Below are 14,061 nucleotides of genomic sequence, written 5' to 3'. Positions count from 1 at the left end.
GGTGCGGAATTACTCATGTCAAAAGATATAGGAGTGGTAATCCATGAAGGCAGCTAGATGGCATAACCAAAAGGATATCCGTATTGAAAATATTGAAGAGCCAAAAGCGGAACCGGGAAAAGTCAAGATCAAAGTCAAATGGTGCGGCATCTGCGGCAGTGATTTACACGAGTATTTAGGAGGCCCGATCTTTATCCCGGTGGACAAACCCCATCCTTTAACAAAAGAAACAGCACCTGTCACAATGGGGCATGAATTCTCCGGTGAAGTTGTTGAAGTCGGGGAAGGCGTTGAAAACTATAAAGTCGGAGACCGAGTCGTTGTGGAACCGATTTTTGCAACACACGGACATCAGGGTGCGTACAACCTTGATGAACAAATGGGATTCCTCGGCTTAGCCGGAGGCGGCGGCGGATTCTCTGAATACGTTTCTGTAGATGAAGAGCTGTTATTCAAACTTCCTGAGGAATTATCATATGAACAAGGCGCACTCGTTGAACCTTCTGCGGTCGCTTTATACGCTGTCCGCTCAAGCAAAATCAAAGCCGGTGACAAAGCGGCTGTATTCGGCTGCGGCCCGATCGGACTTCTTGTCATTGAAGCGCTGAAAGCTGCGGGTGCTACTGAAATTTATGCTGTTGAGCTCTCACCTGAGCGCCAGCAAAAAGCTGAGGAGCTCGGCGCCATTATCGTGGATCCGTCCAAAACAGACGATGTAGTGGCACATATCGCAGACCTTACAGGAGGCGGCGTTGACGTAGCCTTTGAAGTAACCGGGGTTCCAGTCGTTTTACGCCAAGCGATCCAATCTACAACAATCGCCGGTGAGACAGTGATCGTCAGCATCTGGGAAAAAGGCGCTGAAATTCATCCAAACGATATCGTAATCAAAGAGCGTACAGTGAAAGGAATCATCGGGTACCGTGACGTATTCCCAGCTGTATTGTCATTAATGAAAGAAGGCTATTTCTCAGCCGATAAACTCGTTACGAAAAAGATCGTCTTAGACGATTTAATCGAAGAAGGCTTCGGAGCTCTGATCAAAGAGAAAAACCAAGTGAAAATCCTTGTCAGACCAAACTAAACATACAAAAAAAGAATCCGCACTTGAATGCGGATTCTTTTTATTCCACTTAGCCAATCACTTCAGCGCCGGACTCTTCTTTAACCTCACTGCGATCATGAGCACGGAAACTTTCCTCAAGCTGCTCAAGCGAAAGACCTTTTGTTTCCGGTAAAAACTTGTTCACAAACAGAATCGAGCAAATTCCCAGCGCAACGAAGATGAAGAACGTTGTTGATAACCCAATGCCTGCCATCAAAATAGGGAATGTCAGGCTGACTGCGAAATTGACCATCCACAAGCAGAATACCGTAACACCCATTCCCAGACCGCGAAGGCGCAGCGGGAAAATTTCTGAAAGCATCAGCCATGTCACTGGTGAAATCGCACCCTGCTGAAACGCCAGGAACGAAACCGTTAATGACAGAACCACATATGGAAGCACAGGCGATCCTTCCAGCACAAGTGAAAATATCCCGATCAGCAGCAATGCCGTTGTCGTTCCGATCAGCCCTGTAATCAGCATCGGCCGGCGACCGACTTTACCGAGCAGCCAAATTCCGACGAACGTGGCCAGGACGGAGATCACACCATTGGCAATATTTCCAATCAGCGCTGCTTCCGTTTGGAATCCGGAATCTCTTAAAATTTCAGTGCCGTAATACATGATGGAGTTTACACCCGTAATTTGCTGTACAATTGCAATTCCGATTCCTATAAATACAATCCGGCGCACCCATGGCACTGCAAGATCTTTAAACGTAGCTTTCTCAAGTTTATCCTCTCTTTTGAAAGCGGATTCAATTTCAGCCAGCTCAGAAGCAGCGCGTTTTTCGTCCCTGATTTTCTTCAAAACCCCTAAAGCATCTTCATTCCTTCCTTTTGAAACAAGCCAGCGAGGACTCTCAGGCATTCTGATCATTCCAAAAAACAGGAATATGGCCGGAAGAGACGCTATCACGAGCATAAATCTCCATACATTGGAGCTGTCTCCCATTGTCGTCCCGAGGATGGCATTAAAAACAAAGGCCAACAGCTGTCCGGATACAATCATTAATTCATTCTGGGTCACCATCCGTCCTCTGCTTTCCACAGGTGACATTTCCGCTAAATAAGCAGGCACCGTCACTGATGCGCCCCCGACGGCAATTCCAAGCACAAAACGGGAGATGATCATGATTGTTACGTTTGGAGCCAGTGTACACCCAATCGTTGAGATAAAAAATATAATGGCGAGGAAAAGAATATTTTTACGGCGTCCGTTAAAATCAGACATTCTTCCGCCAAGCACAGCTCCAAGTGCAGCTCCAAAAAGAAGAGAACTGGTGACGAGCCCCTCTGTGAAAGCATTAAGATTAAGCTGATCAGGCTCACCCATATATGGTAAAGCTCCATTTAATACCCCGGTATCATAACCGAAGAGAAGCCCGCCGAAAGTCGAAACTAAAATAATTGTGCGTAAAAATGACATTTGACTGCCTTTTGTATTCATACCGTTTCCCCCAGTCTTTTTCAAAATCGGTCACTGCTATTTCAAAAACGTATTCTAGGGCTGCCGCCTTCCTCAAATGCCGTGAGCAGGCCGCAGAAAAAAGTTCAAAATGTCTTTTTTCACTGGCTTTATAACCTTCCCTTCTTTTTCAGCATGTGTTGAAGTCAATGGTTTTGGAAGCGATTTCATTTATTACTAAACAACAATGGGTATATTTTTGGTGTCTGACTTAATGAATTGTTATTTTATAGTCACTTTATAGTGTTGTTATAGTAATATCATAGTAATATATTTGTCACTTCTGATATTATCATAATTTCAAAAACGCTTTCAGTCAATATAAATTTCTGAAAATTCCTTAACTTCACGTCAGTAAAATGACCACTTTATGGGGAAATTGAACTTTTTTCTTGCCGGAAATGTGGAATCAGTATGTATTATCTGTGAATTTCTGTTTCATTTCTGTCTTCATCAAAATGAGTAAGTGTTGGGTAACTTCTCCTGCACAAATCTTCTCTGCATGATTCGCTGCTCAAACATTCAAATGATTGTTTCAGATTCAAGATAAAAGGAAATAGAAGAGGAAAATAAAGATGGCTAAATGGCTGGCTCTTATTGAATAGGAGGAGGCAATAAAATTGAATGAGATTTATATCTTTGCAGGAATTTTATTGTTGGCAGCGGGGATGATTGATTTTATATGGACAACATTATGGCTTGAAAGCGGAGCCGGTCCGATCACAAGATGTTTGTCTGCATGGCTGTGGAAAGGCTTCCGTAAGATCAGCGGAGATCACGCAAAGGTTCTCAGTACGGCAGGGCCGCTGCTGTTATGCATGACATTATTGGTGTGGATCGGTTTATTTTGGAGCGGCTGGACTTTTATCTTCTCAAGTGATCCTCACTCTCTCGTAGTTACTCAAAGTAAAGAACCAGCCTCCTGGTCAGACCGGGCTTATTTTTCTGGATATGTGATGTTTACATTAGGAAATGGTGACCTTACACCGAACGGTGCCCTTTGGAAGCTTGTGACAGTCGGTGCTACAGCTGAAGGTCTGCTTACGATTACTTTTTCTGTCACGTACTTGATTTCTGTCTTGAGTGCGGTTAATCAAAAGCGCTCATTCGCCCAGAGTGTACTGAGTCTTGGGCATAACGGAACAGCGATTGTCCAAACTGCGTGGAACGGGAGACATTTTCACGACATGGATTTGCTTCTCGTCACATTTTCTTCAGAGCTGGGAAAGCTGACCGCTCAGCATAACGCCTTCCCTATTCTTCATTTTTACCATAGCACACAGCGCGAGGAATCTTCCGTCATTGCAGTCACTGTATTGGATGAAGCGTTAACCATTTTGACATATGGCATTCCAAAGCAGTACCTTCCGAATCAGCTCCACATAAAAGAAGCGCGCTCAAGTGTCAAAAACTACTTAGACACCGTTCATACAGCATATATCCATCCGGCTGAACAAGAACCGCCGGAGCCCAGCCTCTTGAAGCTAAGGGATTGCGGCATCCCAACCCTATCGGAGCAAACATTTCGAACAGCGGTCAAATCTTTAAAAGAACGGCGGCAATTGCTTTTGGGCATTGTTCAAGCGGGTGCGCGTAAGTGGCCTGCACAAGAGTAAGGGCTAAAAAAGAGGATGCCTCCCAAAAGTCAAAAAGACTTTTAAGAAACATCCTCTTTTTTTATTACAAAGATAAAGAAGCTTCAATCTCTTCCATACGCGGCAGCGCATCAATCGCTCCAATTTTGGTGCAGACAAGAGCGCCCACCTTATTGGCAAAAGACACGATATCACGCAGCTGCTCAAAATCAGTTTCTGCCGACTGAACCTTATCTGTACCAGCTAATTTGAATAAAGCCGCTCCGACAAAAGCGTCTCCCGCTCCTGTAGAATCAATCGAAGTGACAGGAATACTCGGAATGATTTCATGTTCCTTGCCATTAGACAGCAATGTTCCGTTTTTCCCAAGGGTCACGGCAACCATCTTGGCTCCGATACCATGGAGGATATTGACGCCCTCTTCATGATCCTTCGCACCAGTGATGATCTCCAGCTCCTCGTCACTCACCTTAACAAAATCACTTAAAGCAATGGCTTTTTTTGCAGCACTAACAAACTCAGAGACTCTTCCCTTCCATAAATCCCCTCGATAGTTAGGATCAAATGAAAGAAATTGCCCGTTATCCTTCGCAATGGACATAAGCCGTAAATAGGCTGTACAAAATGGATCAGATAACAATGCCGTCGCTGAGCCAAAATGAAGGATTTTCGCTTGATTCATTTTATCCTGATCGACATCTTCGATCGTAAACAGAGCATCCGCGCCTCTATTGAAAACAAAATCGCGCTCTCCATTATTCTTTAATGAAACAAAAGCAAGCGTTGTAGGTGCTTTCTCATCCATCACCAGCATAGAGGTATCAACATGAACAGCATCTAACGTTTGCTTCAGAAAATACCCAAAGGGATCCTTCCCTACTTTTCCTGCGAAAGCAGCGTCCCCTCCCAGCTTGGCAATCGCCGCTGACACATTAGCCGGTGCACCGCCGGCACTTTTTAAAAATTGACGCCCTTTCTTTAAATCAACGTCCACATCGGTACAAAAGAAATCGATCAATAACTCCCCAATACAAACAACAGACTGACTTCGCATGTTATCACACTCTTTTTACATATTCTAGATTACAGTCTCAGTATATTACTTTCAGTCATAAATACAACCTTTTACATCGAATATTAGAAATATTAAATATATTCACTTACCTGGATTTCTTCTCAAGCTCAGTGATGATCTGTTTATATCTTTTTTCAGTTAAAGGATAAAAGGCTATGATGATGATAGAGAGTAAAATAAATAGACCCGGAATTAAGGCATTCATATGTTTAATCGCATTCAGTGACGTCACGGTTTGATCAGTATTCGCCACATATCCTGCGATTCCTAAATAGATGGCAGAAAACGAACCGGCCAGTGCAACACCTAACTTATTGATAAAACTCATACTGGAAATCACCACTCCGTCGGCACGAACCCCTGTCTTCCATTCCGCATAATCAACACAATCGGCAACCATTCCCCAAGCAAGCGTATTTAAAGGGGTTGTAAAGAACCCTGAAGCAAATAGCCAGATGAAAATGAGCGTCACCGAAGAATACGCCGTAAAATGCAGACCTGCATACGAGATCAGTGACAAAGCAGCCGATATGATCATCACATTTTTCCTGCCCCATTTCTCAGAAAAGTATGGAATAAACAAGTTACTGATGAGGGCTGCGCCAAAAAATAAAACGGTTCCAAAGAACACCAATTCCTTTTGATTCACGTTATACGTAAAGTAGTACACCATTGTACTGATTTTAATATTAAACCCGATTGCAAATGCTAAAAATGATGACGTTAGAATCAGCAAAGGTTTGTTTTGAAACAAAACGGATAACGTCTTTTTCATTCCCTGTTTCTTTGTTTTCTTAGGCGCAATCCGCTCACGCACAGTAAAGAAACTAAAGAGATTCAAAGCGATGCTTACAATGGCATAGACGAGAGCCGTCATCTGAAACCCAAATGCCTGGTTCTCTCCTCCCAAAGCTGCTGCAAGCGGTGTTGCACAGGAGATGGATAGAAGGATTCCGACATAAACCAAGATCATACGAGTCGTTGTTAATACCGTTCTTTCTTTTACAGAATTCGTAATCCGGCCCGTTAAGCTGTTCACTGGAATCGTTTGCATACTAAAGGACATGCCGAGCAGAATATAGGTAATATACGCATATATGATGTTTCCCGTTGCTCCAAAGTGAGGAGTGGTGAAACACAGGACAGTAAATAATGCGAAAGGAAATGCAACCCATAGCAGATAAGGCCTTGCCTTTCCCCACCTTGTGTTCGTTTTATCTAAAATAACCCCCATAATCGGGTCAAAAATAGCATCCAGCACCCGCACAACAAGAAATAATGTGGCGATGACCGCAGGCTGTATGCCGCCGATGTCGGTATAATAAAACAGCAGGTATGCGTTTACAAATTGAAACACAATATTATACGACATATCACCGAAGCCGTACCCGATTCGTTCAAGCCAGGACAGACCGGCACTGGATTTTGTTTGATGTTTCGCCTTCATTACCGTTGCTTTTTCTGTTTGAATCATCTTTTCCACCCCATGAATCCGTTTTCAATATTGAGTACAAATCCAGTAAATAAGAGGGAGAATACGAGATTCTCCCTGTTCACTCAGCTATTCGGATAAACCATCACTTTTAAACATTCATTCTTAAATTGCAGTGCCCGCTCCATCGCCTCTTGCGTATGCTCCAGCGCATATTGATCCGTCACAAGGTGCTTCGTGTCAACAATACCCGAAGCAAGGAATTCAATTCCTTTTGGATACGTATTGGCATAACGGAAGATGCCGTATATATCAATCTCATTGTCTGCGATAAATGGCACATTTAGCGGAATTTCATTCTGAGAAGGCAAACCGACAATCGCAAGCTTTCCGCCGCGTCGTACAGAAGCCAATGCAGATTGCAGTGCCGCAGGATTCCCCGCTGTTTCCCAAGCAACGTCAACGCCTCTATCATTTGTGATTTTTTTAATTTCTTCAAGAGCATCCTGTTCACGGATATTAATCACATGAGTAGCTCCCATTTTTTTCGAGGCATTTAACCGCAGCGGCTCTAAGTCGGTCACAATGATTGTACTTGCTCCAAATGCTTTAGCGGCCGCGACAGCCATTAATCCAACAGGGCCCATCCCCATAATCGCAATCGTTGATCCTGGCTGAAGCTTCGTTCTCGCCGCTGCATGAATGCCGACAGAAAACGGTTCAATCAAGGCAGCATCCTCATAGGAAAGTGAATCTGGAATGGAGAAAACAAAGTCCTGTCTGATTTTGATATATTGTACAAACGCGCCGTCTACCGGCGGTGTGGCCAAAAACTGTACATCCGGACAAAGGTTATAACGCCCTTCTTTGCACGCTTCACAGCGTCCGCACGTAACACCAGGTTCCACAGCGACGCGGTCACCGACTTTGAATTGATCAACAGACGAGCCGACAGCCGCGATTTCTCCCGCGCACTCATGTCCGAGGATAAATGGCTTCTCCACTACATAATTGCCTATTCTGCCGTTTGTATAGTAATGCAGATCCGATCCGCAAATCCCGACAGCCATTACCTTAATCAATACTTCATCATGGCTGATGTCAGGTACAGGCAATGTTTCTATTCTGATTTCTCTTGTGTTATGCATAATAGCAGCTTTCATGGTTTTAGGTACTGTGTGAGTCATTACGGCAAATTCCTTTCTTTATGAATACTTCTAACGGCATATGGCCGCTTCTCAAGAAATGTAAGTGCATACATTTTTGCGTTTTCTGTTACTGCCCTCATTTTATCTGCTTTTCAGCACGTTCAACAGCCTTTCCTGCTGTATAAAAGGACAGCCGCACTGTACTTTTTGATTTTTCATATACAAAACTAGCAGGATTGATAAAATAGTACTAATAGGAGGTGCAGGTTTTATGGCTGAACTTGAAGATCGAAAACAATTTGCGGAATTGCTGGCACCTGGCGTAAAGTCATTAAAACTTCATCCAGATTATAAAGTCAGAAGGAATAAGAACGAAAAAACAGGACAGTCTTATTTAGACAACATTTCACACCAGCTGGGAGTTTCCCCAAACACGATTAAAAGCTGGATCGGACAGATGGGTGTGAACTATGTCCCCGGAAGAATCGAAGACGGAAAACTGTTCGGAATGATCTGGATCATTCTTGAAAAAACCGATATGAATATACAGTGGTTTACCGACCTGCTTGAGACCACCACTATACCGGTAATCAAACCTGCACTGCCTGTATGGGCGGCCTCATGCCTTAAAAAAGCGAAAATAGTACGGCAGGACAACTCATTCGGAGCACCGCTTGATCAAGATATTGAAAAAACAGTCAAACGTTTATTTCCCGATATTCTCGACCATAAAACGAATGCGCTTACAGAACAGATGCCTTTGACACACAACTTACCGTCACGCTGGTCGGGTCACTTTATAGGACGGAGATTTGACATCGAGGCGATACGGCAATGGATGCTTTCCCCATCACCCGTCTGTTTAATTACCGGATGGGCAGGCATGGGAAAAACGACAACTGCTCTAGAAGCAGCCTATTCCTGTATCGGCGATTCCTCAGATTGGCCGGCATTCAACAGCATCATCTGGCTCAGTGCTGATTGGAAAGGATTAAGCTTTAGCGATTTTTTAAATACGATTGCATACCAGCTCGGGCGAACGGAACAAATTGATAAATCCATAAACGAAAAACGATTTGTCGTCCGCAATGCTTTGGCCAATTACACCAGAGAAAAACCGGTACTGCTGATCGTGGACAGCATAGACACTGCCGAAAGAGACATTCACGAATTTATCACCAGCCTGCCCCAAGGCGTGAAAGTCCTCCTCACAGCACGTGAAAACTTGAAGCAAACCTATCGGGAAGGCTTCGGAGAAATGGTAACCATCCAGCTGAGCGGCCTTGACCAAACAGATGCCCTAGAATATTTTCATCAAGAAGTGAACCGCTGCCTGCAAATGTGCAACGACCCAACTAAACGAGCAAAGCTGGCGCAGCTGCTGGAACTGTCTCCAGAACTGAAGAGCGAGTTCATTTCAGCAACTGCTGGAAACCCGAAAGCCATGGCACTCAGCATCGCCTATATGTCAGACGATGACATGCCCGCTCGGCAGCTGATTCATGAGCTCGGAAAAGCAGGCTACTCACTATTAGATCTGTTTGATTTTCTATTTGGGCGCACATGGCACAGATGCAATGAAGACACCCGGAAGCTATGGCAGGCGCTATGCTTTTTCAGCAAGCCGCCAGATGAAAAAAGCCTGGCGGCAGCAGCCGGATTAGACGCTCGCCGTTTCCATTACGCAGTTGAACAAATGCGGTCTTTTGCTCTGATTCAGCCCGAACGAAGCAAAGGAAGTACACAGTACTTCGCCCATCAAACCGTTGTCGCCTACGGAGAACAGCACTTATCCGAAAATCAGAAGTATGAAAAAGAAGCCCGCAGCCGCTGGGCGCACTATTATATTCATTATGCAGAAACCCACTTAAAGCGGGAACAGCCAAACTCTATCTATTGGAGCTATCTCTTGGGACGTGATTTGGACCAAATCAAAAAAGAATGGCCAAACATCCTAAAGGTGATCAAATGGTCAAGTGAAACCGGACAAAATGAAATCTTAATTGAACTCATCACCCGCATCAGCCATTTTCTAAGCAGAATCAACCTGCCCCTGCGTATCGAATACGGACGCAAAGCCGCCAACGCAGCCCATCAATTAGGCAAACACACGCTAGAAGCGTTCTTCCGAATCGACACAGCAGGCTGGGCACTGATGGAAGTCAATGATTTAGACGGGGCACTTCAACAAATTGTAGACGGACTGAAGATTCTGGAACAATCAGACACTGAAGAGCAAGACGTTCACGATCTAAAGGTATGGGGACTCGCACTGCAATCGAGGCTGTTTTTAAAAGCCGGAAGTCATGAAAAAGCAGAAGCGATTTTAACCGAAATCAAAGATAAACCGATTTCCCCTGCGATTCAGCACAGAGTTCTATTGGTTCACGGAGATCTGAGCTTTGCGAAAGGTCATAATGAAGAAGCCATTCAATTATACGAAGCGGCAAATCAAATCAGTTCCATGTATGGGGGCGAAAAAACGATAGAAGCCTATTTCAATTTGGGTGTGGCTTACGTGAAGTGTGATCAGTTTGTAAAAGCAGAAGAAGCCTTTGAGCAGATGCTTTATGATAAACATAACGCGAATCAGGTTGAGCTGATTTATTATTATTATGGGATGGCGCAGCTGTTGTATCGTAAAGGAGATCATGCGGAAGCTATGGAATCTAATCAAAAGGCGATTCGTCTGATTGATTCGTGGGAGCCTGCGATTGGGATTCGGGGAGACGTGGAAGAACTGGGTAGAGTGATTGAAGGAAATGGTTAAATAATAAAGTAGTAGTTAGTAAGTGTGTGATGAAACATAGAGAAAATAATCTCATAGCTTCTTCTCTTCATTTCTATTTGCCAAGCCATATTCAGAATCTATTTCTCTTTAAAGTTAATACTTTATTGTTTCGATTTATTGAAATAAAAAAACGTCACAAAACAATCTCCAATTCCATTTGAATACACTGTTGCTATTATAAACACCACAGGCATCTAATTCTTATATTATACTAATAGGAACCGCCGCTATTTTCTTTTAGAAAAGTGAATTCGTGTTTGCCATAAACGAAGAGGAGACTGAAATTAGTTACGTTCAAACAGGGCAAAGCGTGAGAGATTCTTTTTTTGACATAACTCTATCCATTGCTTCTACTTTTAGATTCACATGGAGAAGCATTTTATAATTTTGAAGATAGATTTGATTTTTGTTTATAAAAAATTCCAAGTGGAATTTTTATCATAACAATAGTTCAAAATACTAAATTATTAGACCTTCACGCTCTTTTACAGTTAAAAGGCATAAACTTAAATTCTAAGGGAATTTTCTACAAAAGGGGGTGTACTATGACTGATAATATGACATCTGAACAACGGCGAAAAAATATGCAGGCCATACGCTCACAGTCAAAACTGGAAAATAAGGTTTCAAAAGAGCTATGGCACAGAGGCCTGCGTTTTCGTAAGAATGATCGTTCTCTGTTCGGAAAACCGGATATATCCATAAAAAAATACAAGACAGTCATCTTTATCGATTCGTGTTTCTGGCATGGATGTGAGGTACACGGAAACAGACCAAAAAGCAACCAGGAGTACTGGGACAAAAAGCTTGCACGGAATAAAAAACGCGACATAGAAGTCAAGAATTATTATGAAGAGTTGGGGTGGCATTATAAGAGATTCTGGGAGCACGAATTTAAGAAAGACTTTTGTAAAGCCGTGGATGAAATCGAAAGTTTTATCCGGGAAGCAAAAAAGAAGACTTCGTCATAGAAAGTCTTCTTTTTTGCTTATTATATATTAAACACTACCTGACCGCCGACTGCTTCTGTCTTCTGGTCTTTGCTGTTTTCTACTTCATTAATGGTTACTTTTCTTTGACCCCGAAGATTTTCAAGCTGGAGTTTTTTCGCAGGTTCCACCCATTTATATTCAATTCCTGCGAACGATTTTAAGATAGCTTCAAACACAATCTGTGCTCCTTTAGGCGGAACAGCCATACCGATCTGTTTTCTGACAGCTTCTTTACTTCCCTGGAATACAAAATCATCTGGGAATGTCTGCAGACGGGCACGCTCACGATTGGTCAGGGCGCGGAGCTCTTCCCAATGATACATATGGGTTCCGCCGCCACCGCTGCCGGTTACAGTATAAGCCGGCCGGTTAGGATCAAGCCGCTTATAAATAGAGCTTAACCGTGCTCCTTTTACATTCAGCTGCAGTTCTTCAGGAATGCCTGCATACCAGGCATTTTCACCAGGTGGAATATAGCTTAGCATTTCTTGTACTTTCTTTGTATGCTTAGGCATTTCATGGTTTGGTGCATCTTTGGGAATAGGCGGCTCTGTAATTGCTTCAGCAGAAGTAACATAGTCTGTAGATGAAAGGGTAGTGGGTGCCGGGACTTTAAACTCAACCCCTCTTGCTGCCCAGTAATTACTGATCCCTACAATGATGATCCGGTGCCGAGCCTGTGGAACGCCGTATTCTTCAAATTTATAAAGGTGAGGAGTTAACTTGTAACCACATTCTTCTAACTCTGTTAAAATTTTAATGAATGCTTTTCCTTCATTTGCACTTTGAAGACCTCCTACATTCTCGGCTACAAAAAACTTAGGCTGGTACTCTTTCAGCACTTTAACACCATATGAATAAAGCGGCCCATATGTTCCATTTAAACCTTGCTTCTCCCCAACATTGCTGTAATCATTACAGGGAAAGCCGAAAGCAAAACAGTCAATATTATCAAGAACCGTTTTATCACCTATTGGAAGCTTCTCCACCGGTCCACAATGAACAGAAGGATCATCAATATTTCCGCATATGTTAAGACGGAAAGTTTCACAGGCATTAGGATCGTAGTCATTTGCCCAAACGTGCTCTATACCCCATTCTTCTCCTGTTTCCGGGTGAACAAATCCAGCTTTTTTCGCACCAAGACTTAGTCCGCCAGGCCCGTTAAAGAGCTCTCCTTTTTTAAATATCATTTGAAACCTCTCCTTATAGCTGCAATTTCGAAACGAAAATATGTTCTTGCATACTAATACGCTATTCATTTTACACGTTTTTGTTAAAAAAAGCAGCCTCAAAGAATTGCTTTTTTGAAATGTTGATATTGATAAATGGAAAATGACTAGTTTTTATTCGTTACTTCAATAAGCTCAAATGGTCAACTAGCGAATCAAATTGGAATATTTTCTCGTGTAATGCTTCCAGATCCACATTGTATCATTTTCGAAATTCTGTACAAAGATTATCTTTCCGGTAAGGCGATGAGTGTTGCCGTACCCGCAGACTACTTAAAAACATCGGAAGTTCCTTATGGCGGCTCCTATCCTTCTGCTCTAGGATACTGGATCTCCTCGCTGGTTTCGTTCATGACATCATTTAACGCTTTTTCCGAGCAGTTGTACGTTGTGTTTTAACATATACAGCTATTACTGTACGATTAATACTGGTTGTAGCAACATGTTCAAGTCTGTTCTCAGCCAGTAAATTGGAAGCCCAATGTTGATCTTTGCATCGAGAGGCACACTTAAATAAACATCTTTATCTGTAAGTCCCTTCTTTTTAATAGAGGACTTAATACAATTCTTCAAATGTTTTAAATCGTTTGGGTAAAAAGGAGATGGCAAAACTTGGCGCTTCCAAGGTCTCTGCCCGCGTTCAAACACAAACCATCCTTTATTATCAGCTGGTGACAAGAAATCACTATGATTAGCCCACCCGGTAATTTCTCCTGAAATCTCTTGCACTTCCAAGATTTTCTGAGGGTTATTGCGCAAAGTTTGGCTAGTAGGCATAGATTCTGAAAAACGGATCATAACATAACAGTCTGAAAGAGGTTTGCCTGTACTAAGATCCTTGAATTTATGTTCCTCAACTAATAGCCACTGAGCTCGGTGAGAAGACCCTTTAATATCAATACGAGAAGATAATAGCTCTCCATCAACATAGATTGAAACATCGCCGTTGTCAGTGTGCAAAGGATCAGGATAGTGTGTAAAATTCAGCTGTACCTGAACGTTTTCGTATTGATCTTCAACTATCAATTTAAATAAACACTCTGCTAACTTGCCGGAAAGCTGATCAGCGATAAAGTCATTTCTTTTGCGAATTTCTTCAGTGCCAAATTGTTTTTGGCTTTGGCTTCTCTTCTCCCAGGCATCTAAGGCAAATTTATAGCAATAGCGAATTATTTCATTTTTAACAACAACCATTTTTCTGCCTCCAGTAAAATACTTTATTT

General features: G+C 42.8%; 10 protein-coding genes. 4 read left to right on the top strand and 6 right to left on the bottom strand.

Translation table 11 applies throughout. From position 1 onward, the window contains the following. Window positions 1–43: 43 nt before the first annotated feature. Complete coding sequence (gene bdhA / locus UJ203_RS17670) at window positions 44–1,084, top strand: (R,R)-butanediol dehydrogenase (protein ID WP_024120423.1); 1,041 nt, start codon at window positions 44–46, stop codon at window positions 1,082–1,084. Window positions 1,085–1,133: 49 nt separating this feature from the next. On the opposite strand, the gene UJ203_RS17665 is transcribed toward bdhA, so the two are convergent. Beyond that, complete coding sequence (locus tag UJ203_RS17665; protein ID WP_105991260.1) at window positions 1,134–2,555, bottom strand: sugar porter family MFS transporter; 1,422 nt, start codon at window positions 2,553–2,555, stop codon at window positions 1,134–1,136. Between the two features lie 638 nt (window positions 2,556–3,193). Here UJ203_RS17665 and UJ203_RS17660 point away from each other — a divergent pair. Further along, entirely contained in the window at window positions 3,194–4,189 is a 996-nt protein-coding gene (locus UJ203_RS17660) for a potassium channel family protein (RefSeq protein ID WP_101863711.1), read from the top strand. A 64-nt stretch (window positions 4,190–4,253) separates the two neighbouring features. Here the strand turns inward: UJ203_RS17660 and UJ203_RS17655 are convergent, their stop codons facing one another. The 3 genes from UJ203_RS17655 to gutB form a co-directional block, all read right to left on the bottom strand. Continuing rightward, on the bottom strand, window positions 4,254–5,222 hold the full coding sequence (locus UJ203_RS17655; protein ID WP_248339762.1) for a carbohydrate kinase family protein: 969 nt from the start codon (window positions 5,220–5,222) through the stop codon (window positions 4,254–4,256). Between the two features lie 106 nt (window positions 5,223–5,328). Continuing rightward, window positions 5,329–6,717 carry a glycoside-pentoside-hexuronide (GPH):cation symporter gene (locus UJ203_RS17650; RefSeq protein ID WP_248339760.1) on the bottom strand — a complete coding sequence of 463 codons (1,389 nt, stop codon included), beginning with the start codon at window positions 6,715–6,717 and terminating at the stop codon, window positions 5,329–5,331. Between the two features lie 83 nt (window positions 6,718–6,800). Continuing rightward, entirely contained in the window at window positions 6,801–7,862 is a 1,062-nt protein-coding gene (gene gutB / locus UJ203_RS17645) for an NAD(P)-dependent alcohol dehydrogenase (RefSeq protein ID WP_248339759.1), read from the bottom strand. 232 nt (window positions 7,863–8,094) lie between these two features. Between gutB and UJ203_RS17640 the strand changes: the two genes are divergently transcribed. Beyond that, complete coding sequence (locus tag UJ203_RS17640; protein WP_322012850.1) at window positions 8,095–10,593, top strand: NB-ARC domain-containing protein; 2,499 nt, start codon at window positions 8,095–8,097, stop codon at window positions 10,591–10,593. 566 nt (window positions 10,594–11,159) lie between these two features. After that, window positions 11,160–11,585 carry a very short patch repair endonuclease gene (locus UJ203_RS17635; RefSeq protein ID WP_322012848.1) on the top strand — a complete coding sequence of 142 codons (426 nt, stop codon included), beginning with the start codon at window positions 11,160–11,162 and terminating at the stop codon, window positions 11,583–11,585. A 20-nt stretch (window positions 11,586–11,605) separates the two neighbouring features. Here UJ203_RS17635 and UJ203_RS17630 read toward each other — a convergent pair whose 3' ends face one another. Further along, entirely contained in the window at window positions 11,606–12,799 is a 1,194-nt protein-coding gene (locus UJ203_RS17630; protein ID WP_315916512.1) for a DNA cytosine methyltransferase, read from the bottom strand. 450 nt (window positions 12,800–13,249) lie between these two features. After that, complete coding sequence (locus UJ203_RS17625) at window positions 13,250–14,032, bottom strand: hypothetical protein (RefSeq protein WP_315916511.1); 783 nt, start codon at window positions 14,030–14,032, stop codon at window positions 13,250–13,252. Window positions 14,033–14,061 lie beyond the last annotated feature (29 nt).

This window comes from Bacillus sp. V26 (assembly GCF_034296245.1).
Lineage (GTDB): Bacteria > Bacillota > Bacilli > Bacillales > Bacillaceae > Bacillus > Bacillus halotolerans.
This window is presented reverse-complemented; position numbering and strand designations above follow the sequence as displayed.